The organism is Mycobacterium sp., from assembly GCF_035274705.1.
In the GTDB taxonomy this organism is placed as follows: Bacteria; Actinomycetota; Actinomycetes; order Mycobacteriales; family Mycobacteriaceae; genus Mycobacterium.
The window spans coordinates 1-23,420 of record NZ_DATENY010000050.1 but is presented as its reverse complement, the minus strand read 5'-3'; the positions used below and the strand labels follow the sequence as shown (position 1 = coordinate 23,420).

Below are 23,420 nucleotides of genomic sequence, written 5' to 3'. Positions count from 1 at the left end.
GGCCCGGCCGAGAGGGGAGTCGGCCGGGCCTTTCTGGGTTCTCCCAGGTGCTGCGCTACACAGGCACAGGGATTCGCTCCTGTGGCGGCTCTTCAGCGTGCGCGCTGCGATTGTCGTCAACCATGGTGAGTTCGTCGAACGGGTCCTGTCCACCCAGAACGGCGTTCACCTTGTCGCGATCGATCGTCTTCGTCCACGACCCAACCAGCACTGTCGCGACTGCGTTTCCGGAGAAGTTCGTCACCGCGCGGGCTTCGGACATGAACCGGTCGATGCCGACGATCAGGCCGACACCGTCGAGCAGATCGGGGCGGTGGGTCTGCAGGCCGCCGGCCAGAGTGGCCAGCCCGGCGCCGGTCACACCGGCCGCGCCCTTGGAGGCGACGATCATGAACACCAGCAGGCCGAGCTGCTGAGCGACCGACATCGGGGCGCCCATCGCGTCCGCGATGAACAGCGAGGCCATGGTCAGGTAGATCGCGGTGCCATCGAGGTTGAACGAATAGCCGGTCGGCACAACAACACCGACGGTGCTGCGGTCGACGCCGAGATGCTCCATCTTGGCGATCAGCCTCGGCAGCGCAGACTCCGACGACGAGGTCGAGAAGATCAGCAGGTATTCGCGGGCCAGGTAGCGCACCAGCTTGAAGATCGAGACACCCGACACCACGCGCAGCAGCGTGCCCAGCACACCGAATACGAAGAGCACGCAGGTGATGTAGAAGGCGAGCATCAGTGCCAGCAGCTGGGTCACCGCGGACCAGCCGGTCTGGCCGACGACGTTCGCGATCGCGCCGAACGCACCGATCGGAGCCAGCCACAGGATCATCACGAGAACCTTGAAGACCAGCTTCTGCAGATGCTCGATACCACGCAGGATCGGCTCGCCCTGGCGACCCATCGCCTGCAGCGCGAACCCGACGAGCAGCGCAATGAACAACGCCTGCAGCACATTGCCTTCGGTCAGCGACGAGAACAACGTGTCCGGGACGATGTGCTGGACGAAGTCCATGAGTCCGCCGGACTCATGCGCCTTCTCGGCGAGTTCGGCTCCCTTGGCGGCCGTCTTCTCGGTGATATGCATGCCGCTGCCGGGGTGGATCAGGTTGCCGACCACCAGACCGATGGCCAGTGCGAAGGTCGACATCACGAGGAAGTAGACGAAAGCCAGGCCGCCGACCTTGCCGACGGTGGTGGCTTTGCGCACCGAGCCGATGCCGAGCACGATCGTGCAGAAGATGACCGGCACGATCATCATCTTGATCAGGCTGACGAACATCGTGCCGAGCACGCCGACGCTCTTCCCGACTTCGGGAGCGATGAGGCCTACCGCAATGCCGGCCACCACCGCGACGATGACGGCGATGTAGAGCCAATGGGTGCGGTCACGACGCCGCGGCGGCTCCGTTACCGGCGCCCTGTCCAGAGTGGTCATGGCTGTTCCTCCAAGTCGAGATCCAAAAGTGGTCTGCAAGGATGTTCTGCGAGGACGTGAGCCAGGTCACGTTTTAGTTCATTACGTTCAGGAGGGCTGGTTGACCGGGGAGGTCGCGACCCGAGACGGCCGCGCGCTGAGCTACGTCGAAGTCGGCGATGCCGACGGGCCGCTCGTCATCCACAATCACGGCGGGCCAAGCAGCCGGCTCGAGGCGCACCTCCTCGCGAATTCAGCATCGAAGAACGGATTGCGACTCGTCTGCGTGGACCGGCCTGGTATGGGCCAGTCCAGCGCCCAAAGGGCGCGCTCCTACTCCGGCTGGGCCGACGACCTGGTAGCGGTCGCCGACGCGTTGGGATACCAGGAATTCGGAGTGACGGGCTGGTCCGAGGGTGGCCCATGGGCGCTTGCGGCGGCCGCATACATCGATCCGGCCCGGCTGCGCCACGTCAGCAGCATCGCGCCTGGAAGTTACGGAGCATTCGGCGACAACTCGGCAGCGCAGTACCTCTCCAAGGTCGACGCGCTGGGCGGAGCCCTCTCACTCCGATTCAAGCCGGGCTTCCGCCTCATGTACGCCGCACTCGGCTTCAGCGCCAAACACTTTCCGCAGAGCTTCGTCAGACAAGTACGAAACTCCGTCAGTGACTATGACCAAAAGCTTCTCCTTCGGCCGGAGGTCGCGACGGCGTTCGGCGACTCATGCGCCGAATGCTTCGCTCACGGTTCGGCCGGGCTGGTGCGCGATGCTGAACTCCTCTACCGGCGTTGGGCTTTCGATGTCTCGACGATCGCGCGGCCAGTTCACATGTGGCAAGGACTGGATGGTCGACTCGTACCGGATCCCATCAACAAGGCCGTCGCTGATGCGATGCCCGGAGCGGTATGGCATCCGGTGGAAGGAGCCGGCCACTTCATCGCTGTCGGTGCGGGCGACGAGGTGTTCGCGATCGCGGCCGAGGAACTTGGCGCCCCGTGAGCAGGTGGTGGCCCCGATCGCTGGCCGGCCAGGCGATCACCCTGCAGATCCTGGTGATCGCGGTGGTGGTGCTGGTCGGCAGCGCGTTGGCGCTGTTCGATGCTCGCAGCGACGGTGACGCCGCCGCGCGCCAGCAGGTGCTCGGCATCGCCACTGCGCTGGCCGACTCACCATCGACGGCTGCGGCGATCCAATCCGGCAGGGCCACACAGACTTTGCAGCCGGTCACCGAGGCGGTCCGCAAGAACACCGATATCGCGTTCATCACGATCATGGCACCTGACCGGACGCGGTTCACCCATACCGACCCGAATCAGATCGGCGGCAAGTACATCGGGACCATCGAGCCCGCGTTGCGGGGTGAAACGTTCACCGAGGTCTACACGGGAACGCTCGGGTCGTCGATCCGCGCGGTGGCCCCGGTCCGCGACGAGACGGGCCGCATCGTCGGGCTCGTCTCGGCCGGCATCCTGCAGAAGAGCCTGGCCGATCGTTGGCGCTCTCAGGTACCGATCATCGCGGCGGTAAGCCTTGGCGCCCTTGGCATAGCGCTAGCCGGCGTGTGGGCGATCCGGCGCCGTTTGTTGCGGCAGACGCACGGGCTGCGTCCCGACGAGCTGCGGGTGATGTACGAGCATCACGACGCGATTCTGCATTCGGTCTCCGAGGGGCTGATCGTGGTCGACCGCAATGGCGTGGCTTTGGCCAACGACGAGGCGCGCCGGTTGCTTGCGCTGCCCGCCGGACCGGTCGAGCGATCCGATCTGCCGGAGTTCCTGCGTACCTACAACCCGGGCGCCCGCGACGAAGTGCATGTGACCGACGAGCGCGTGCTTGTGGTGAACCGCTCCCCCGTGGAAAGAAGACGGACACCCGACGCTCGCAATTCAGAGGTCGTGACGATCCGTGACCGCACCGAATTGCAGGGCGCCCTCGGCGAACTCAGCTCGCTGAAGGTGCTGACCGACACGCTGCGCTCGCAGGCACACGAGGCAGCCAACAAGCTGCACACGATCGTCACGATGGTGGAGATGGGCCGCGCCGACGAAGCGGTGAAGTTCGCGACCAACGAGCTCGAGCTGTCCCAGCAGCTCGTCGACCGGCTGTCGAGCGCCGTCGGCGAACCCGCTCTGGTGGCGCTGCTGCTGGGCAAGACGGCCCAGGCTGACGAGCGTGGCATCGAGTTGACCGTCACCGAGGAGACGCATCTACCGGCGAACGCCGACGATGTCCCGCTGACGGGCCCGGAGATGGTCACCGTGCTGGGCAACCTGATCGACAACGCGATGGACGCGTGCGATCGCGAAGATCCGTGGGTCGAGGTGACCGTGAGCCAGGACGACGGGACGCTGCTGATGCGCGTGGCGGACAGCGGACCGGGCATGGACGCCAGCACATTTGAGAAGGCGATGCAGCGCGGATACTCGACGAAGGGTTCCGATCTCGAACAACACGGTTTGGGTCTCGCGCTGGTGGCTCAGGTGGTCAAGCGGCACAACGGCACGCTCACGGCGGACGTGACGTACGGGTCGGTGGTCACTGTGACGGTGAAATCGTGATCAGTGTCTTGATCGTCGAGGACGAACCCTTGATAGCCGAGGCGCATCGCACGTATCTCGGTCGACTGCCTGGCTTTTCGGTTGCGGCGGTCGCGCACACCGCACGCGATGCGATGCGCGCGGCGTCGGAGGCGGCCGCCGGCGAAACTCCAATCGACTTGGTATTACTCGACATCGGGCTTCCGGATGCAAATGGCATCGCGTTGGCGTCGGGCCTGTCGGGGTTGCGGCCGGCGCCGGACATCATCGCGATCACTTCCGAGCGCGACCTGGAGATGGTGCGCGCGGCGGTCGGCCACGGTGCGCTGGCCTATCTGTTGAAGCCCTTCACATTCGCGGCGTTTCGCGATCGGCTGGAGCGCTATCAGCGCTACCGCGAAGCCTTGCCGGCCGGTACCGACGCTGCCAGTCAAGCGGAAGTCGACCGCGCACTGGCCGAATTGCGCGTCGGCACCGACAGATCGGCCGCCCCGAAGGGCGCGGCACCAGGCACCAACGACGAGATCGCTCGTGCGGTACGGGATTCCGCCGATGGGATCACCGCAGACGCGGTCGCCAAGCAGGTCGGGGTGTCGCGGGTGACGGCTTGGCGGTATCTGGAGCGCCTCGCCGAGGAGGGCACCGTCAGCCGGCACACCGATTACGGCAAGGCAGGCCGGCCGAAGACCCGCTACCAGTGGCGCTAGCACCTCGTCGAAACTGCGGGGAGATCGCGATTTCGTCGCGAAACGCGATCTGCCCGCAGTCTCGGCGTATCAGGCGGTGGCCGGCTCGAGTTCGCGCTGCTCCGGCAGCGCGATCGGGTCGGTGGCCATGAACTGCGAGTACAGCAGCGGCATCGTCGAGTCGACCGAGAACGCGGTGACGTTGCCGGCGTAGTCGGCCACATAGAGCCGGTCGCCGTTGGAATCGACTGTGACGCAAGACGGCCGCGCGTCGACCGTGACGGTGTTGACGACCTGCAGGCTCTTGGTGCACAGCACCGCGACGCGGTCGTAGTCGACGACGTAGGCGCGCGTCTTGTCGGGGCTCAACGCCATCTGGGTCGGTGCGCCCACGCCGAGTTCCACGGTGTCGGTGATCCGGTTGGCCGACAGGTCGATCACGCTGACGGCCCCGCCGCCGACGCGGTCGGAGGTGAGCACGTAGGCGGTGCCGTCGGCGATCGCGAGGTCGCGGATCGGCGCCCCAACCGGCACTGTGCGGGTCACGCGGGCGGTCTCGGCGTCGACGATCACCAGCTGGCTACCGAGGACGTCGGTGGTCGCGACGTAGAGGCGCTTACCTGTCGGATCGACGTCAATGGCGTCGATGCCGATACCCGCGCCGGTGGCGATGTCGATGGTGCCGACGCGCTCGGCGGTGGTGTCGATGACCGTCACATCGACACGGTCATGCGCGGTGCGACCCGCATAGACGCGCTTGCCGTCGGGGCTGATGGCCATCGCAGTGACGCTGAAGGCCAGCGGGTAGGTCGCGACAACGGTCTTGGTGTCGAGGTCGACGACCGAGACGCCGTCGTAGTTCTCGGACGAGGTGCTGATGTAGGCACGGTCGCGAGAAACGACAGCTGCAAACGGCTCACCCTCGACGGCGATGTCCCGCTGGACGGCGAGCGTGCCGGGTTTGAGGAACGAAACACTGTCGTCGCCGTAGTTCGTGACGACGACGGTGGCGTTCCCGCTGGCGATATCGCCGATCGGGCCGCGGCTGACCGCAACGGCGCCAACGGCGCTGACGTCCGGATTCACATGATCCTCATCTTTCACATGCGAACCACTAGTGCCCTTGGGCATCAAAAAGTTTGCCATCTTCATCGGTACCTCCGCCGGTTTGGCGTGCACCGGCCCTAGATTTCAGGTCTGCTTGCGCCTGTTCGGCGCGATCTCGGTCGAGTGTAGCGACGAAAAGTCGTGTTACGAGCGCGTGAACTGGCGAGGGACCGGCCATCGCGCGAAAGCTCTCAGACAGTGCTTAAGAAAATCTTCGTTACGCAATTGTTATGCCTTTTCAGCAAGGTATCTAGCCGCGTTGAACTGTTCCTATGGGCATGTGGCAATCACCCCAAGATCATTTGTGAAATATGTATGACCAACGAATTCTTAGGATTAGCGAGCCAAAGTGAGCGCCAAATCACACACGACACGGCAGCAAACTTCTCGATGCTCGTCATGTCGCGTGCACATCGTCGACTCGACGGCGCTGTGACGACCCCGCGACGCCGCTGACCACCGAGTAAATATTCGCTAGATTTTCGGTGTTCATGCGGCGTTCAACCGGCACAGACGCTTCAGGGCCAACAGCCCTTCTGGCGTACCCGGCCAATGTTTGGCCAATGAGTCGGATCCGGCGGCCCGCGTCGCCGAGCGCAAAACGATGGCGACGATGATCGCGTCGTCGGCGTAGCCGAGCACGGGGATGAAGTCGGGAATCAGGTCGATCGGCAGCGCGAGGTAGCCAATCAGCAGGATGAGGCGGATACGTACGCTCCGCGGCGTCTCTGGGTCGGCCGCCAGTCGCTTGATCAGCCGCAGAAGGTCGGGCAGGAGGCGGAGGGCGTCCCGGATTGCGTACTCGTCGGGCTTGGCGAACCACAGGACCACCGCGAAGACGAGCCAGAGCAGCAGAAGCCCGGCAAGGATGCCGAGCGGAATCGACCACCAGTTGGACCACATCACCCAATGATCAGGGCTGCCGCGGCGGCCAAATGCGGCGGGCCCGCCGGCGGTGCGACGGCCTTCGCCGCCCCAATAGCAGGACGCTCCCCCTTCGTCGGCGTTGACGAAGGAGGAACGTCGGTTGGATGGTGGGATTAGTTGTCGGCTGGGTTGAGCACCCGGAACGCAAGCCCGGCAGCCACCGCACCGATGGCCTGCGCCGCGAAGAACATCGAGATCATCGATCCGGAGAACATGCCCATCGCAACGCCGGCGATGGCCACCGCGGGGTTGAAGGCGCCACCGGAGATGCCGCCGACGGCCACGGCGCCGGCCGCCACGGTGAAGCCGATCGCCAGCCCGTAGAACGAGTTGGCGGGGTGATCCTTGCTCGTGGCGACGTTCAGCACGACATAGCACAGCGCGAACGTGACAAGGAGTTCCGCAATGAACGCCGCGATGACGGCATGACCGGACAGGGCCATCGGGCTCGTCTGTGCCGGGGCGACGGCCGAGACGAGCGCCGCTCCCAGCAGGCCGCCGATGAGCTGTGCGACCCAGTAGCCGACGGCTTCGCGGACCTCGATCCGGCGGCGGACCAGCACCGACAGCGTCACCGCCGGGTTGTAGTGAGCGCCGGAAACATGTCCGCCGGCATAGACCATCGCCATCAGAATGGCGCCAATGGCCAACGGAGCCAGCGGATTACCGCTCCGCACGGAAGCGCCGATCGTGAAGACGAGAAAGAGGGTCCCGATCATCTCGACGGCGTACTTCATTGCGGTCGGATGAGCGACGGGCTTGGTGATCCGTGCGCGTGCTACAGGTTTGGTTGAAGGGTAGATGGGAGTGGTTGTTGTCATGCGAATCAGCCTGCGGCTCAGGACAGCCGAGCGGCAGCGTCCGTTCGCATGAGCACGAGGATGAACCGCGTGTCATCCAAATGGATGAATGGCGATCACTCCAGCAGGTGATTCCGCATCGCCTGCGCCACGGCGGCGCCGCGATCCGACACGCCCAGCTTTTCGTACAGTCGCCGGATGTGCGTCTTGATCGTGGTCTGCGCCAGGAAGAGCTCCGCAGCCATATCGGGCACCGACTTGCCGTCGGCGATCAGCTGCAGGATCTGCCGCTCGCGCTCACTGAGAAGCGGCGCCTGCCCCTGCGCATGCTGACGCACCTGTGCGGTGAACCCGGCGACCAATTCCGGTGGCAGCACATCCTCTCCGCGCGCACAGGCCACGACCGCGGCGACGATGTCGTCGCGATCCGCCTCCTTCGACAGAAACCCTGCGGCGCCGTCCTGGATCGCGCGATAGACGACAGAGCCTTCAGTCGTCGCAGACACCAACAGCACGCGGGTCGACAGCTTGTCGCGGACCACCGCGCGGGCGACGGCGATTCCGTCGAGGCCCGGCATCTTGTAGTCGAGCAGCGCGACATCGGGCGTGTGTTCGCGTATCGCATCGAGCGCAGCGCGGCCGTCGCCCACGGCGGCCACCACCTCCGTCCGGCCGTTGTTGTCGAGCGCTCGCACCAGGCCGTCCCGGTAGACCGGGTGATCGTCGCCGACGATGACCCGCACCCGTTCCGACTTCGTCACTGAGCCTCCTGCCCCACCCGTATCGGTAGCTTCACCTGAACCCAGGTGCCTTGTTCGACCGGTTCGAATTCCACTGTGCCTCCGAGTGTTTCGATGCGAGCACGGTGCGATGCGACACCGATATGCCCCTCGCTGAGACGCCTCGCCAAGATCGACGGGTCCATGCCCACACCGTCGTCCCGGACATTCAGCGTCACTAAATCGTGACCATCGACCAGCTCCAGCTGAACCCGGTGGGCATTCGCGTGCCGGGCGACGTTGTTGAGCAACTCACGCGTTACGCCATACAGCGTGGCGTCGTCGGGATGGCGCTGGGCGTAGTCGATCGAACAATCGACCGGTACGCCGGTGCGTTCAGAGAAGCTGTCTGCCAACGTCTGTAGAGCGACTGCCAGACCTGCCTCGTCCAGCACCGAGGGATGCAGTTCGCGGGTGACCTGCCTCAAGTCGTGCGAGACATCGACGAGCAGCTCGCTGGCCCGTTCGACACCAGACGTGTCGCCGTTGGACCGAATCGCTTCTCGCAGGTCCTGTTTCGCGGCAAGCACCGTCTGCAGCGCACCGTCATGCAGCGTCTCGGCGATCCGGCGCCGTTCGCGCTCCTCTGCCGTCATCACATCGGCCAGCAGAAGTGACCGGCTCGCAGTCAATTCGGCGATGCCGGCCAGCCGGCGCTGCTGTACACGCGAGACCGTATACGAGCACAGACACAGCAGGGCCAGCATGGTCAGCATCGTCACGATCGACATGGCCGACAACTCGCGACGGAACACCGGATCAGTCAGAACCCCAACGCCACCGAGGACGATCGCTACGACAGACATCACCGCTGCGCGGTGCCCGGCCTGCGTCGCGATGAAGAACGGAAGGAACGCCAGCAGGCCCAGCATGAGGTAACTACCGGTCGACAAGAAGGGCAGCACGCAGATCGCGGCGACGTCGACGGGCACCATCGGTTCGAGAGCCCGTAATCTGCGGGCTCGGTGGGGATGTCGCAACCACATCCACGCCGCGACGATCGCGAGGATGCCGTAGGCGGCGACGACGGCGAACTGCGCCGGCCATTCCGAACGCGGGGTACCACTGAAAACCGCAAGCGCCATGATGGCCACCAGGGCGAGCCGGAGAATGCTGCGCTGCCGCTGCGCCCGGTGGTCGAATTGCTCAAAGATGGCGCGCACGGCTTCGCTTCCACTCGGGCCCATCGCGACCGGTGGAGCCAACAAGCTCGACCAGAACCGGCTTGGTGACCGCGGCACTGCGCTACCGTCGTGGCGCACACCGGGAGTGTAACGCCGAAGGACCAGGTGTATCGCAGGTCAGGCCTGCCCTATGGGCCGCCAGTCGAGCCGGTAGCGACGATCTGCACCGCACGGTCTACGCCGGTGACCCCATTGAAGGCGGGCCAGTCGTGGTAGTGGATGTGTGGATTGCGGATGATGAAATCACCGACGACGATCGCGGTCCGGACCACCTTCACGAACGTCTCGGGCGTGTTGGCGAGGTTGAGCAGGGCGAGAAACTCGTTGGTCTGGATCAATTCCAGGATCTTCAGCGCGAAGGGCAGCTCGAGTTCGAGCGGGGTGAGCGCCTCGTAGCCCAGATGCAGCAGCGTATCGTCGGTGGCGGTGCTGTACATGTCACCGTCGAGCACGAAATCGTATGTGCTCGAACGGAACTGGCCTGGCGTGTACAGGCGCGAGATTCCTGATCCCGGCGGGTTGTTGCCGAGCAGGGTGGGTCCGGGCGGGCGGCACGGGCTGCCGAAGGTGACGACTTTGAGCAGGTCGCCGGCGCGGTGAGCCAGCGGCTGGCCGGGCAACATCAAGCCGAGGGTGCGCACCACCACTTCGGCGCCTTGGCTGTAGCCGCAGAGGTAGAACTGCCCGGCGTTCATCAGGATCAGCCGCATGAGCTCGGCGACGCCGAGCGCGACCGATTCGTTGTAGCTCAGGAACGGGTTCGGGTAGAGGAACCCGGCGGCGGGATATCCGACGGGCTGGTTGCGGACCAGGCCCATCTGCTCGAGTCGCCATCCGACGTCGAATGGCGGTCCCATGAACGGCGTTTGCCACGTGCCGGAGGCGCAGTAGAAGAAGGGCAGGTTGGTCGGCAGCGGTGCGGGTTGGTCGAAGTTGAGTCCGAGCCGGCCGAGCGTCTGCGGGCCGGCGATCCCGTCGACCTGCAGTCCTGCGCGCCGCTGGAACTCTCTGACCACGCCGGTGGTGGCCGGACCGTAGATGCCGTCGACCACGAGGTGGGAGTAGAGCGGATAGTCGCGGTTCAGCCGGGCCTGCAGGAGCCGGACAAGATCGTTGCTGTCGCCGGGTCTCAGTACAACTGCCATAGCATCGACGCTACGCCGATTCCGTTCAGCGGTAATAGATTTGACAATGTCGCGACTGATCAACGTGCGGCGGCTTCGCGGTATGGCGATACCGTCGCGCTCCAGTCGTGCTCGTCAATGTGCGCGAACGTGCGGGTCCGGCGTCACAGCCCTAGGACTTGGGGCGACGCAGTGCTCCGACCGCTAGGGCGACGCCGACCAACGCAACGATCGGCCCGATGATCGACCAGGTGACGGTGTTGCTCATCGGGCTACCGCCGACCACGCCGAAACCCTGCAAGGCCCACAGCAGACCGAACAATGCAACGATCACTCCGACAATGGCAATGGCTATGCGCATGCATTCACTCTAGGCGTCGCATCAAGGTTGCGAGCCGATGATCCGCACCATGTCCGGCTTCATGGCCTGAAGCTGAGAGCCCCAGTAGCCCCAGCTGTGAGTGCCGTCGGCGGGAAAGTTGAACACCGCGTTGTGACCGCCCGCGGCAAGGTACTTCTGCTGGAACTCCTTGTTGGTCGACAGCGTGATGTTCTCCAGGAACTGTGCGCTGTACTGAGCGCCGAAGTTCGCGCCGTCGTCAAGATCGCCGGTCCTGCCATTGCCGCAGTAGATCCACAGGGCGGTGTTGTTGGCCACCAGTGTGTTGATGTTGACCATCGGATCGTTGCGCCGCCATGCGGGATCAGACGTCGGACCCCACATGTTGGACGCGTTGTAGCCGCCTGCGTCTTTCATCGATACGCCAATTAGCGTGGGCCACAAGCCCGTCGAGGGGTTGAGGTATCCGGACAACGAACCGGCGAAGATGAACTGCATCGGGTGCCAGATGGCGAGGGTCAACGCCGCGCTGCCCGACATGGACAGTCCGACAACGGCGTTACCCGTCGGCGCCTGAGCCTTGTTGGCGGCCAGCCAGGCGGGCAGCTCTTGGGTCAGGAAGGTTTCCCACTTGTACGTGGTGGTGCCGTCGCTGCCGGTGGCCGGTTGATACCAGTCCGAGTAGAAGCTGGATTGCCCGCCAACGGGCATGACGACCGAGATGCCGGACTGGTAGAACCACTCGAACGCCGCTGTGTTGATGTCCCAGCCGTTGGCGTCGTCCTGGGCGCGTAGCCCGTCGAGCAGGTAGACGGAGTGGGGACCGCCGCCTTGGAATTCGACACGGATGTTGCGTCCCATCGACGGCGACGGCACGTCGAGGAACTCCACCGGCAGCCCTTTGCGTGAATACGCTGAAGCGGTCGGCGTCCCGACCGGGGCGGCGGCAAGAACGAGCAGCAGCGCGCCGACGAGCACCGAGCAGAATCTGCCAAGCGATAGCCTCACGTCGGCAAGCTAACAGCGCGACGGAGCCTAGCCTTGCGTGGCGCGCCCCCCTTGACCAGCTTGTTATCAAAGGGCGTGCGGTTCAGGTTCTCAGCGACGCGCCTTGCGGGTCCCGAGATTGATAAGCCTGCGGTAGAGCACCGGCGGCATAAGGTCGCCCAGCATGTCTTGGCTTCTCGACCTGACGTCCGGCGCATCGTTCGCCTCGCCGGGCCGCACCCTGAAGTGCGTCGTGTGCTTGCGCTTGGCGTTGTTCCAGGTCGCCGTGTAGTAGTACAGCGCGATTGAGCGCCGGGACACGCCGTCCGGATGATTGACCGGCTGCGGGTTGCCGTGATTGCTGTCGGAGGTCGTGCTGAAGATGACGCAGCGATTGAAGGCCGGTACATACGATTTCACGCGCGACTTCATGTCCGTGTCCCAAAGCTCGAGCTGGGCGCCGTACTCGTCCTTCCAGTCCCTGTTCAGGTAGATCAGAACGTTGATCCGGCGCTCGACGTGCAGCCGCTGGTGGTAGTTGAAGTCGGCGTGGACGGACAGGTGGCCGCCCTGGCTCAACTCGTGGTAGCCGCCCCCCTCGAAAAACGGGTCGGGTATCAGGCCCTGGATGCCGCTGATGTTCTCCACGACCTGGATGAAGGGTCGGGAATTGAAGGCGTAGAACAGGTTTCGTGAGAACGACGGAAGCACGTCGGGCGTAAAGGCTCGCTTGAACCGCTCTTGTTTACGGTCATAGGTGTCGGTGACGCCGCTTGTGTCGGTGGGGAATTCGGCCAGACACCGTTCGAGTATCGGTTCAGGAAGGAAGTCGTCGATGGCGATGTGAGGAAAGGGGTCGGCGTCCAGGTAGCTCTTGCGTAGGTCGCGTCCCTTGTCGACTACCTTCGCTTCATCCAGCAGGCCGGTTGCTTCGTCCATCTCCGACAGGAACGTCATCGCTTCCTTCCTCCAAGCTGCTCGTGTAACCCGCGGTCTGCGGTCAGGTTAACCGGCATGCCGCTCGAACGCGGTCGTGATCGAAAGGACCTGCGCCCGAGAGTGACACCCGAGTTGATCGCAGGCGTTAGCTCATTCGTACCGATTCGGGAGTCGAATCTGCTTGTTCACCCTGCGAAGCTGGCACAGGGTTTGCCTGCCGCCGACTAGGGACGAGGATCGTGTAGTCGGCACCCGGATTGGGAGCGCCGGATTCTCGCGAAGCGCCATCATGGAGGCGACGACGCGATTCACGGCGAGGAGACCAAGCGTGAGCACATCGCAGCAACCGACACCCGACTATCCGCAGATGGCTGCGGTTCGCGGACGAATTGAACCGGCGCCGCGGCGGGTCCGCGGCTACCTCGGCAACGAGTTGGTCTTCGACACGACGTCAGCCCGGTACGTGTGGGAGGTGCCGTACTACCCGCAGTACTACATCCCGCGCGCGGACGTCCGAGCCGAGCGCCTGCACGACGAGGACCACGCGCAGAAGGTGCAGTTCGGGCAGTCGCGGACGTTCGCGCTGGTCGGAGGCGGACAGAGCTACGCGTCGGCGGCGCGGGTGTTCGACGACGGTGACGGCCCCGTCGCCGGACTGGTGCGCTTCGAGTGGGATCGCCTGATCTGGTTCGAGGAGGATGAGCCGATCTACGGTCATCCCCGCAACCCGTACGTTCGGGTCGATGCCCTGCGCTCGCATCGTCATGTCACGGTTGAACTAGACGGCGTCGTGCTGGCCGATACTCACAGTCCGGTGCTGCTGTTCGAAACCGGTTTGCCGACACGGTATTACATCGATCGAACCGACATCTCCTTCGAGCATCTGGAGCCGTCCGACACTCAAACGCTGTGCCCCTACAAGGGCGTGACGTCGGGCTACTGGTCAGTGCGCATGGACGACACCGTCCATCCCGACCTCGCCTGGACGTATCACTACCCGCTGCCGGCCGTCGCCCCGATCACGAACATGGTCGCCTTTTACAACGAGAAACTCGACATCACCGTCGACGGCGCGAAGCTCGCGCGAGCGCAAACGCACTTCAGCTAGCAGCAGCGCGCGATACTGGACGACGTGCCGGCCTGGACCGCGAACATCGCCGCAGCGTTCCACTCATTCACGGCTGCTGCGAGTCGTCCCTTCCGGCGCAAGATCAAGTCGACGCCGTTCCCCGAGAAGAACGGCGGAGTGGCGTTCAACGCCTCAGGCGTCGTCCAGGTGGCTCGACGCCGGTTCGTCTTCGTCGACAACCACGACTCGACGGCCTTCTTCGAGTTCGCGCTCGATGCCGACAGTTCAGAGGTCGGACAGATCCGGCCACGCCGGCTCGTCGGCGTCGATGAGGGTCAGTTGGGCGATCCCGAAGGCCTCACCCGCGTCGACGTGGATGGCGAGACCTTTCTCATCGCCGCATCCTCGCTCTGTGTCGTGGGGGGCACGGTCAATGACGGATTGATCCGCGTCCGCTACACGCCCGCGGGCGATCTGCATGCGGAAGCGATGGACGGATTTCGGTCCTGGTTGCTGTCACAGGAGCCCTCCCTCGCCGAGTTCGGCGAGCTGGAACCGGATGCGGGCGGGCTGAACATCGAAGGCGTCGCATGGGATCCGCGCGCGAGCGCGCTCGTGTTCGGCCAACGAGGGCCGGCAGAACGCGGACGCATCGCGATGATTCAGGTCCCGGTCAATCCCGGCGCAGCCACGTGGACGACGGCGGCGCTCGGCACCCCATCTGTTGTGCGCATCCGCGTACCGAAATCGACGTCGACACAAGGCATCAGGGACATCTCCTACGACGAACAGACCGAAGACTTCCTGATCCTGCTCGGACGTTCCCTCAGCCGAGGCGACGAACCGTTTCAGCTCTGCACGTGGGACGGCGGCAGCGACGAGGTCAGGCTCACCGACATCAAGTTCGATCGATCCATGAAGCCGGAAGGCGTCACATCATTCGCAAGCGGCGGCAAGAGGAAAATCCTCGTGGTCGACGACAACGGTGGCTATGCGGTGGTCGACGCGCGCCACAAGGATCAGTAGAAGTACACCTTCGACCCACCGGGTTCCTGATGGACCCGTGCCCTGCCCGCGGGCGTGATGTCCTCCCCGAACGCTGCACCCAAATGGGTTCGGATGCTGGTCAGGTTGAAGTAGCCGGTTAATGCGAACTCGTCGTTGGCGTCGATGGGGTCCTGCGACTTACCGGGGACAATCGAAAATTCTTCGGCATGATCGGTGTTGCTCGGCGGACAGGTATAGAGATATTTGTGCCCCTGGTTTGTCACCAGCGTGTCGCTGGCGTGAAGCACGCGGTCGAAAGCCTGGTTGGTCAGCGACCTGCCATTTCCAAGTGTGTTGAAGACCCAGAGATCCGACTTGTCGTTGTCGTCCCGGAACGGCAGCCGGTACACCTCGAAGTTCACTGGAGGGGCCGCACCCGGCGGAATGCTCTCGGTGTTGCTGGCGTGCATGCATTCACCGGTGCGCTGGTGGAGGACATAAACCGCGCTGCCGTCGGGCAAACCCGCACAGATGTAGCCGGCCGATTCCGCCAGCCGCAACTGCTGGCGGACTATCGCGATCTCCGATTTGGCATTGGACACACCCAAGTCGACGAGAAGCGCCTCCATCCTATCGATCAGCGGTTTCAGCACCGTCTGCTGGATCTCGCGGGCGAAGATGGTCTCCCGGTAGGTCCTCACCTGGTCGATCAGTTGTTTCCGCCGCGCGGCATCGTTCCGCACGAGTTTGCCGATCAGCCCCTGGCGGCCCAGCCTGAACGGGACTCCCTGCCGGAAGGTCTGATCGATGCCCCACGGGATCAACTTGAACTTCACGTTGTCCACGCCGGGCGTCTCGATGGCAGCGACGTCGTTGTAGATGTAGGTGTTGTTCGTATTGTGGGAGTAGCCGTCCCAGTGCTTCAGATAAAACTCCATTGCATGGACTTTGATGAACTGATCCAGATCGAGCACCTGGGCCGCCCCGTCGATTCCGTGGGCGGCGATGTGTTCGTCGGCGAACTTCAAATCGGCCTTGTTCTTGAACTTGGACAGGTCCTCCACCGAGATGAAGTCCAGGCGTTCCTTGAGGAAGTCGTCGTGATGCTCGATTTCGTACAGGTTGCCCTTCATGTTCCCGTTGAAATTGCGCTCGATGTAGCGCTTCATGATCGGTTCGGCGTTGACATAGATGCCAGGGCTGTTGACCTCGGGAACCCCTTGGCCGATCAGCGTTCCATTCACGAATACTCGGGCAAAATTGCAGCGTGAATGAGGTAGCCCGGCCATCTCAAGCAACTTGTAGCCCAACGGCTGCCGGAGGTAGGACCGATCCTGGACGGAGTTGTTGAGGGTGATATAGCGTGACCCGATCAGGGCTTCGATCGCAGGGACGTTCGCGTCGCGGAACCTACCGAAGTCAACGTGCAGGCACGGCTTGTTGCTGTCGAGCGATCCGCAGAAGGACTTCTTCTTGACGCCCACCTCGGTGAATGTCGTCCGCGCGGGAAAGCTCGTTCCCGAGATTTCGACCGACGCCGCCTTTTTCCACGTGAACCGGGCGCCACCCTTCCATTCGAAGTTGCACACGCCGCCCTTCGGCTGCTCGGTTCGCACTGCATCCCAATCACCTTGCGGCATTGTGATCTTGATCGTCAGCACATTGTCGATCGCGTATAGCGAATCAAGTGCTTGTTGCTGCTGCGCGCTCATGTGTCATCTTTCCGTGCGCATGTCGTCACTTCTCGCCTCGCGGAGAGGCACACGATGCCGCGCTTTCGGATGGCCGTGTTCACCTGCATGCCAGCGCCTTTCGTCGCCCACCCGTGTCGCAGCGGTGCGCGCTGGTCGGATGGTCAACGCGCGCCGAGGTCGTCCCGAGCTCAGTGAGAGTTCGGTGGCGATGCGGTGAGCATCAGGCCGGTGCTCACCTCGTCAGTGTGCACCACGAGACGGGAGCGTGTTTGCGATTTCACAGGCAACACCCAGCCTTTTAGCCGCTGCCATTCACGCGTCGCTGCAGACGCCGCATCGCGGCGACAGACGGTGACGTGGCGACCGGACTCAACACGTCGGTGAGTCGACTGCGAACGTCGTCGATGTCCACGTGAAGTCCGATGGCCACCAGGCAATTGCTGGACACGCGCGGCGACGCTCGCGTGAGGTGCACCGAGTGGCCGACGACGTTGACGACATAGCCGCGGCTTGCCGAGCGATGGCGGATGGTGACGGTTCCCTTCAGGCGGTACACCCCTGCGGGCGGATTCTCGAGAAGGTCAAGGACCGCGTCGGGGTCGATGGAGCCGTCACTGGTGACAGTGACCGAATCCGCGTGAACGTGGTCGTGGTCGTGGTCGTCGGTGGTTTCGGTAGCGAGCAGCAGATCCCGGAACGACAGCTGGCCCACCGCGTCGCGGGCAGCCGCCACGTCGAACAGCAATGCGGGATCGATCCGACCGTTGATTGCGCCGACTACGTGGGCACGCGAATTCCTCTCGTGGACACGGTGTTCCACCCGGCTCACGCGCGTGCCAAGATCTTCCACCGGAACCTGGTCGAGTTTGTTCACCACGACCAGCGTCGCCGCGCCGTAGCGCGCCGGCGCGGCTCCGCCCCGGTCGACCGTGTCGAAATGCGCTGCGGCATCGATGACGTCGATCACCCCACCATCGCGCACGCCGTGGACGCCGCTGAAGCCGACGATCCGGGCGATCGACACGGGATCGGCCAGTCCACTTGCTTCGACGATGATCGCGTCGAGGCGCAGTTGCGGATCGGCGAGCTTGGTCAGCGCGACATCGAGCTCCCCGTCGTCGGGCAGACAGCAGATACAACCACCGGCAATCGAGGCCGGCTCGTCGATTTGACCGCTGACCAAGCCGGCATCGACGTTGATATCGCCGAAGTCGTTGATTACCACGCCGATCCGCCCCCGCGACGTGCGCAACACGTGGTTGAGCACGCTTGTCTTACCGGCACCGAGGTAGCCGGTGAGGGCGATGACCGGGATGGGTTCCACTGTTTCCTTCCAGGCAAAGTACCGTCGCACGTCCGCCACGCGGCGTACCGTGACGCCGTCACCAACCTAGTGGGGGCCGGCATGTACCGGAACTTTCGCTGATGCGCGGCGACGTCGTGGTCATCGGCAGCGGACCGATCGGGGCCGTCATTGCGCGCCGGTTCGCCGAAGGCGGCCGTGTCGTGACGATGCTCGAAGCGGGTCCGGCGATCTCAGATCCACCAGGTAGCCACGTTCGCAACCACACTCGCTTCCAGCGTGACCCGGATTACCTCTTCGCCGGAATCGCCGACAAATTCGCATATTTCGACGCGGCGGCATCACCTGCGGGTCTGCCGGGCGCGTCGACGACGGCCGCTGTCGGCGGGCAAGGCGCCCTGTGGACCAACAACTGCCCGAGACCGTCCACGTTCGAGCAGTGGGCGGCGATGCCGGCACCCGAGTGGGACCGCTACCTGGGTGAAGCCGAACGCTATCTCGACGTGCACGACGACACGTTCGCCGCTTCGGTGCGACAACAGCGGATCGTCGAGCGGCTACGCGCACCGCTTGCCGAGGCCGGTCGTGAGATTCATGGACAGCCGATGGCGGGCCGCCTGCTGGATTCGGCGGCGATTCACTATGTCGCCACTCACGATGTGCTGGCTGACACCGGCGTGGCGGTACAGGCGGGCGATGTGCGTCGCGTCGTCGTCGAGGGATCGCGGGTGTCGGCGGTCGAGCTGTGGGGCGGCGAGGTCATCGACGCTTCGGTGGTGGTCGTGGCAGCGGGCGCTTTCGGCGCGCCGATTCTGCTGCACCGATCGGGGCTGCATACGCCGGCGCTCGGCAGATACGTCACCTACCACCCAGTCTTGTTCTCGCAGCTCGTGCTCGATGAAAAATTGTGCAGCGGCGCCGATTTCGACCTGCCACCGCGCCTGTGGATTCCCCCGAGTACCGAAGCGCCCTGGAACACGATGGTGTTGCGGGACACCTGCCCCACACCGCCGCTGCCGCCCGATACCGACGTGCCGCCGAACCGGCTGGTCGAGATTCAGTCTTTCTGTCCGGTGGACAACCATCGGGATAACACGATGACGATCGGAGAAGACGGGACGGTGCGGTTCGACGTTCCGCTGCGCGACGCTGACCGCCAGAGGATGGAGGCTGTCTTCGCCGACCAACACGCGCTTGCCCGTCACCTCGGTCGCTTCCGGACCGGGGTGGAGCCGCAGTGGATGGACCTCGGCTTCGCTCACGTGATGGGCACGTGCCGGATGGGAGACAACGACGACGGGACGTGCGTCACCGACGGGTTCGGACGCGTCTGGGCGACCGACAACCTGTACCTCGCCACGGTCGGACTCATCCCGACTCCTCTGGCCGTCAACCCGACGCTGACGGGCGCGGCGCTGGCGATCCGAACGGCCGACCATGTGCTGGCCGAACCAGTACCCTCAGTCGGACTCGAACCGACACTGGGCGGATATTGAAGACCGGCGGTATGGGTTTCTGTGACCAACGGAGCTGCGGTCACCTGCATTTCACTCCGTTTCGTTGTCAGCCTGCAGTAGTAGCTGCGCGGGTGACACCATCCTCAAGTTCAAGGCGGCAGCCGTGGCAGGGCCGACGATGCCGTCGACTTTCAAGCCCCGGGTACGTCGCTGAAACTCCCTGACCGCGGCCTCGGTTTGCGGGCCGTAGACGCCGTCGATCACGAGATGCCCCGCATACGCGTCGTAGCCATACTTGAGCTGGCGCTGTAGCTGGGTGACTTGTGGCCCCTGGGAACCGCTGAATAGCAGGATGTCAGCGTACTCGCCGACCGGCACCGGAGGTCTCGGTGTCGGCGCCGGGTTGGGAATGCTGCCGATCTGGGCTTGAATATCGCTGCGCAATATGTCCATGTTGATCGCGCCCGGATCCCATTTGCCTTGTGAGCGGCCGGCGTACTCCTTATGTCCGATCGACCGGCTGGAGTTCTGCGCCAAGCGGCGGTTGATCGCGGCGCAGCAACGAACCAGCGCGTCATACTGCACGTCGGGCCAGTTCGTGCGGTGCGGTGCAGTCGGGCTGGTTCCGGTGTTGGCGCATTCGATACCGATCATGTGCCAGTTGCCCATATTGGTCGGCAGCCACGGATACATGCCGAGGCCAGCGTGCCATGCGACGCCCACGGCGACGACCGTGACCGTGCCATCCCGTGCAAGGTGCAGCTGCGACAGCGGCCCGGACAGGTCCGGCCTGCCGATGGCGATGGAGGCCGCGCTGGCGTTGTCGGATCCGGTGTGGTGCACCATGACGCCGCGGATGTCCTTGAAGTCGCCGTGGCCACGGTCGCGCCAACCGGGATACTCGACGAGCCGGACCCCCTCCTCGCGCAGCACGTCGGCCAGCCAGACTGGGTCGCCGGTCCACGGTCCCATCTGCGACACGGAGTTTCCTTCCGCCGATGCCGAGTGGCCTCACCGGCGAGCGTATCCAACGAGTTTAAACCACAGCGTCACGGCAAAGACGGCTGGCCGCGACTACCCAGGTCTCGAAATTGACTGCCTTGGAATGACATTGCACAAATATGGGGCGGAGCTTCTCGCTCAAGATCAAAACACCAAGCACGGCAAACGGATTCCACAACGTTGGTAACCCACGGGCTCAAGACTATTCCAAGCACGGCCGAATGCAGCACAGTCGCCAGACATCAGGGATCCCAATCCACGCCTCAGCTTGGTCGTGCAGGCCCGAAATCCCTGACGCATTGGGGATTTCCGGATAGAATTTCGACTGCTCGGACCCGGCATCCATACAGGAGTGGTGATCGCGAGCGCGCCGAGTTTGAGTGCCGCGACATCGATTTGGAATTGCTCCGGCCGAAGTCAGCAACGATCGTCTCCGGCCGACACGCGACTACGGGAGTAACCGCCGACCGATCGTCATCGCCGCCATGATCGCCATTGATCACTCGCCACTCGGCGAGGTCCGTCGTGTCGTGTGACGGCCGGAGCGACCTAGTTGCGTCTTCGCTTAGGTACGGGAGCCACTGCAACAGAGGGAGTGAAGAATGGTCAGAACACATACGGTTGTCGCGGGGGAAACGCTGTCGGCCTTGGCGTTGCGCTATTACGGTGACGCGGAACTGTATCGGCTGATCGCCACCGCCAGCGGGATCGCCAATCCCAATGTCATCAATGTGGGACAACGGCTCATACTTCCCGACTTCACGAGATATACGGTGGCCGCTGGGGACACACTGTCGGCGTTGGCGTTGCGGTTCTATGGTGACGCGGAACTGTATCCGCTGATCGCCAGCGCCAGCGGGATCGCCGATCCCAGCAACATCGATGTGGAACAACGGCTGATCATCCCGGATGCCACGAGGTACACGGTGGTCGCAGGCGACACACTGTCGGCATTGGCTGTGCGGTTCTACGGTGACGCGGGGTTCTATCCGCTGATCGCCAAGGTCAACGGCATCGCCGACCCCGCCGTCATCAACGTCGGGCACGTACTGGTCATCTTCGTCGGGCGTAGCGACGGGTTCGGCCTCCGCATCGTGGACCGCAACGAGAACGATCCCCGCCTGTGGTACTACCGGTTCCAGACGGACGCGATCGGCTGGAACCCCGGCATCAACGTCCTGCTTCCGGATGACTACCGGACCAGCGGACGCACCTATCCCGTCCTCTACATGCTCCATGGCGGCGCCGCGGACTTCCGCCAGTTCGACTTTCTGGGCATCCGTGACCTGACCGCCGGAAAGCCGATCATCGTGGTGATGCCTGACGGCGGGCAGGCGGGCTGGTACTCCAACCCGGTCGGCTCGTTCGTCGGCCCGCGGAACTGGGAGACGTTCCACATCGCCCAGCTGATCCCGTGGATCGAGGCGAACTTCCGAACGTACGCTGAGTACGACGGTCGCGCGGTCTCCGGGTTTTCGATGGGTGGGTTCGGTGCACTGAAGTACGCGGCCAAGTATTACGGCCACTTCGCCTCGGTGAGTAGCCACTCCGGCCCGGCAAGTCTGCGCCGCGACTCCGGCCTCGTCGTGCATTGGGCAAACTTGAGCTCGGCCGTCGTCGAACTAGGCGGCGCCACGGTCTACGGCGTGCCGTGGGACGAGGCCAGGGTCAGCGCCGACAACCCGGTCGAGCGAATCGAGAGCTACCGGAACAAGCGGATCTTCCTGGTCGCGGGCACCAGTCCGGACCCAGTCAACTGGTTCGACAGCGTGCAAGAGACCCAGGTGCTTGCCGGGCAGCGGGAGTTCCGCGGACGCCTCAGCGACGCCAGCATCCCACATGAGTTTCGTGAGGAGCCTGGCGGCCACATCTTCCGGCCCGACATGTTCCGCCTCGACCTCGACGGCATCATCGCCCGGCTGCGACCTGCGGCGACCGGCGTGGCCGCAGCACCGAGACAGCCGATAGACCCTTACGGCGCGGATTGAGCGAATCTCGCACCCGCGCTGAGCAACTTGGCAACTGGTCAAACTCCTCGATCCAGGAAGCGCAAGACCGAGTTGCGTTGAGCCGCCAGTCGTTTGACAGAACGGACAACACGCCAGCGCCGGTCGGCTATGTTCGCGGTGTGGAGCCACCCCACCGCTATGTGCACGAGACAGCTTCTTCGGTGGTGCACCACGAGGACTACCTCAACCGCCGCAATGACCAAGCGCTCTGCGGGATAGCGTTCGAGGATCCGGCCCCGCTAGCCTCAACCATCCGTCCAGTCTCGGTTTGCCCTGACTGTGAGGCGAAGCTGGTGGAGTATCACCTCACATGGTGGCGCGAGAGAGCCGAGGCGGCTACGGCGGAGCTTGATGGGCTGCGCGTCAAGTACCGCGAGCTAGCAGAGTACGTCGACAACCAGCGTCGCCAAGTTGCTGGATTGCGCCATCCTGCGCGAGTTGGGGGAGATCCGAACGGCGAGAACCCCGAGATTCGCCGTGAGACTGACGGAGAGCCGCGGGCCGGCTCGATCGCTGAACGAGACGAACCGACGCCGACATCCCTCCTCGACCAGGCTCGAGAGGAACTCTTAGAGCTCTGTCGGCCGTTTGATGAGGCCGTTCCCTACTGGCGTGTGAAGAACAGTATGGATGCGTTCAGTGACAAGCTGAAATCCGACGAGAGGGTTCTTCTTGCACAGCAGGTCGGCGCTGACGGATCGTTGATTCGGTGGTGCACGAAAGAAATCGAAGGTCTCGGATTGCAGGTCACAAATAACCCTGTGCACGGCGACACCGACGCAATGATGGACGCCTGGATTGAAGATTTTCACCAAGCGCCGAAGAAGGCCAAATGGAGGATGGGCCGGTCTCGGTCGCACGACGGCAGTTGACTCGGCACGTCGAGGACGCGCGCGCATACTCTCCTCGTCACACCTCGACTGGAGTGGAGCCGTCCGTGGGTGAGATGCGCACGAGTTCACCCGGCTGGTATGTCAGCTGATAGAGGTTGCCGTCCGGTCCTTGGGCGAGCTTGACGGTTGTACCCGCTTGACCATCGAAGGTTTGTTCCTCGCTGCACGATGAGAAGTC

21 protein-coding genes are annotated in these 23,420 nt (G+C 64.0%); 8 read left to right on the top strand and 13 right to left on the bottom strand.

What is annotated here, in order from left to right; translation table 11 throughout:
* Positions 1 to 55: 55 nt before the first annotated feature.
* A complete protein-coding gene (locus VJV41_RS12205; RefSeq protein WP_325333989.1) occupies positions 56 to 1,435 on the bottom strand; it encodes a cation:dicarboxylate symporter family transporter in 1,380 nt (459 codons plus the stop codon).
* Between the two features lie 100 nt (positions 1,436 to 1,535).
* On the opposite strand from VJV41_RS12205, the gene VJV41_RS12200 reads away from it, so the two are divergent.
* From VJV41_RS12200 to VJV41_RS12190, 3 genes are read left to right on the top strand one after another with little or no spacing between them, the layout of a single operon-like run.
* Complete coding sequence (locus VJV41_RS12200) at positions 1,536 to 2,417, top strand: alpha/beta hydrolase (protein ID WP_325333987.1); 882 nt, start codon at positions 1,536 to 1,538, stop codon at positions 2,415 to 2,417.
* Positions 2,414 to 3,976 (top strand): sensor histidine kinase, encoded by a 1,563-nt coding sequence (locus tag VJV41_RS12195; RefSeq protein ID WP_325333985.1) that lies wholly within the window; start codon positions 2,414 to 2,416, stop codon positions 3,974 to 3,976. Before VJV41_RS12200 ends, VJV41_RS12195 begins: the two co-directional genes overlap by 4 nt.
* Entirely contained in the window at positions 3,973 to 4,662 is a 690-nt protein-coding gene (locus VJV41_RS12190; protein ID WP_325333983.1) for a response regulator, read from the top strand. Before VJV41_RS12195 ends, VJV41_RS12190 begins: the two co-directional genes overlap by 4 nt.
* Before the next feature lie 69 nt (positions 4,663 to 4,731).
* Here VJV41_RS12190 and VJV41_RS12185 read toward each other — a convergent pair whose 3' ends face one another.
* From VJV41_RS12185 to VJV41_RS12145, 9 genes are all read right to left on the bottom strand, one after another.
* Complete coding sequence (locus VJV41_RS12185; RefSeq protein WP_325333981.1) at positions 4,732 to 5,793, bottom strand: beta-propeller fold lactonase family protein; 1,062 nt, start codon at positions 5,791 to 5,793, stop codon at positions 4,732 to 4,734.
* Positions 5,794 to 6,237: 444 nt separating this feature from the next.
* Positions 6,238 to 6,651, bottom strand: coding sequence for a YkvA family protein (locus tag VJV41_RS12180; RefSeq protein ID WP_325333979.1), 414 nt, complete (start codon positions 6,649 to 6,651; stop codon positions 6,238 to 6,240).
* Between the two features lie 137 nt (positions 6,652 to 6,788).
* Entirely contained in the window at positions 6,789 to 7,496 is a 708-nt protein-coding gene (locus tag VJV41_RS12175; protein WP_325333977.1) for an MIP/aquaporin family protein, read from the bottom strand.
* A gap of 95 nt (positions 7,497 to 7,591) precedes the next feature.
* Positions 7,592 to 8,236, bottom strand: a complete 645-nt coding sequence (locus tag VJV41_RS12170) for a response regulator transcription factor (RefSeq protein WP_325333975.1) — start codon at positions 8,234 to 8,236, stop codon at positions 7,592 to 7,594.
* On the bottom strand, positions 8,233 to 9,516 hold the full coding sequence (locus VJV41_RS12165) for a sensor histidine kinase (protein WP_325333973.1): 1,284 nt from the start codon (positions 9,514 to 9,516) through the stop codon (positions 8,233 to 8,235). The genes VJV41_RS12170 and VJV41_RS12165 overlap by 4 nt, the downstream gene beginning before the upstream one ends.
* A 50-nt stretch (positions 9,517 to 9,566) precedes the next feature.
* Positions 9,567 to 10,583, bottom strand: a complete 1,017-nt coding sequence (locus tag VJV41_RS12160) for a peptidoglycan-binding protein (protein ID WP_325333971.1) — start codon at positions 10,581 to 10,583, stop codon at positions 9,567 to 9,569.
* 151 nt (positions 10,584 to 10,734) lie between these two features.
* Positions 10,735 to 10,923, bottom strand: coding sequence for a hypothetical protein (locus tag VJV41_RS12155; RefSeq protein WP_325333969.1), 189 nt, complete (start codon positions 10,921 to 10,923; stop codon positions 10,735 to 10,737).
* Between the two features lie 21 nt (positions 10,924 to 10,944).
* A complete protein-coding gene (locus tag VJV41_RS12150) occupies positions 10,945 to 11,880 on the bottom strand; it encodes an alpha/beta hydrolase family protein (RefSeq protein WP_325333995.1) in 936 nt (311 codons plus the stop codon).
* Positions 11,881 to 12,000: 120 nt separating this feature from the next.
* Entirely contained in the window at positions 12,001 to 12,846 is an 846-nt protein-coding gene (locus tag VJV41_RS12145; RefSeq protein WP_325333967.1) for a 2OG-Fe(II) oxygenase, read from the bottom strand.
* A 349-nt stretch (positions 12,847 to 13,195) separates the two neighbouring features.
* On the opposite strand from VJV41_RS12145, the gene VJV41_RS12140 reads away from it, so the two are divergent.
* Both VJV41_RS12140 and VJV41_RS12135 read left to right on the top strand, forming a co-directional pair.
* On the top strand, positions 13,196 to 13,936 hold the full coding sequence (locus VJV41_RS12140; RefSeq protein ID WP_325333993.1) for a DUF427 domain-containing protein: 741 nt from the start codon (positions 13,196 to 13,198) through the stop codon (positions 13,934 to 13,936).
* 24 nt (positions 13,937 to 13,960) lie between these two features.
* Positions 13,961 to 14,923 (top strand): DUF3616 domain-containing protein, encoded by a 963-nt coding sequence (locus VJV41_RS12135; RefSeq protein ID WP_325333965.1) that lies wholly within the window; start codon positions 13,961 to 13,963, stop codon positions 14,921 to 14,923.
* Here VJV41_RS12135 and VJV41_RS12130 read toward each other — a convergent pair.
* Both VJV41_RS12130 and VJV41_RS12125 read right to left on the bottom strand, forming a co-directional pair.
* Positions 14,917 to 16,596, bottom strand: a complete 1,680-nt coding sequence (locus VJV41_RS12130) for a CotH kinase family protein (protein WP_325333963.1) — start codon at positions 16,594 to 16,596, stop codon at positions 14,917 to 14,919. The two genes, VJV41_RS12135 and VJV41_RS12130, sit on opposite strands and share 7 nt — an antisense overlap.
* A 280-nt stretch (positions 16,597 to 16,876) precedes the next feature.
* Positions 16,877 to 17,902, bottom strand: coding sequence for a CobW family GTP-binding protein (locus tag VJV41_RS12125; RefSeq protein ID WP_325333991.1), 1,026 nt, complete (start codon positions 17,900 to 17,902; stop codon positions 16,877 to 16,879).
* Between the two features lie 101 nt (positions 17,903 to 18,003).
* Between VJV41_RS12125 and VJV41_RS12120 the strand changes: the two genes are divergently transcribed.
* Complete coding sequence (locus tag VJV41_RS12120) at positions 18,004 to 19,377, top strand: GMC oxidoreductase (protein ID WP_325333961.1); 1,374 nt, start codon at positions 18,004 to 18,006, stop codon at positions 19,375 to 19,377.
* 51 nt (positions 19,378 to 19,428) lie between these two features.
* On the opposite strand, the gene VJV41_RS12115 is transcribed toward VJV41_RS12120, so the two are convergent.
* The gene (locus VJV41_RS12115; RefSeq protein ID WP_325333959.1) at positions 19,429 to 20,319 is read right to left on the bottom strand and encodes an N-acetylmuramoyl-L-alanine amidase; all 891 of its coding nucleotides are present in this window, start codon (positions 20,317 to 20,319) and stop codon (positions 19,429 to 19,431) included.
* Between the two features lie 623 nt (positions 20,320 to 20,942).
* Here VJV41_RS12115 and VJV41_RS12110 point away from each other — a divergent pair.
* Together VJV41_RS12110 and VJV41_RS12105 are read left to right on the top strand one after the other, a co-directional pair.
* Positions 20,943 to 22,328 carry an alpha/beta hydrolase-fold protein gene (locus VJV41_RS12110; protein ID WP_325333957.1) on the top strand — a complete coding sequence of 462 codons (1,386 nt, stop codon included), beginning with the start codon at positions 20,943 to 20,945 and terminating at the stop codon, positions 22,326 to 22,328.
* 77 nt (positions 22,329 to 22,405) lie between these two features.
* The gene (locus VJV41_RS12105; RefSeq protein WP_325333955.1) at positions 22,406 to 23,221 is read left to right on the top strand and encodes a hypothetical protein; all 816 of its coding nucleotides are present in this window, start codon (positions 22,406 to 22,408) and stop codon (positions 23,219 to 23,221) included.
* The last annotated feature ends 199 nt before the right edge of the window (positions 23,222 to 23,420 follow it).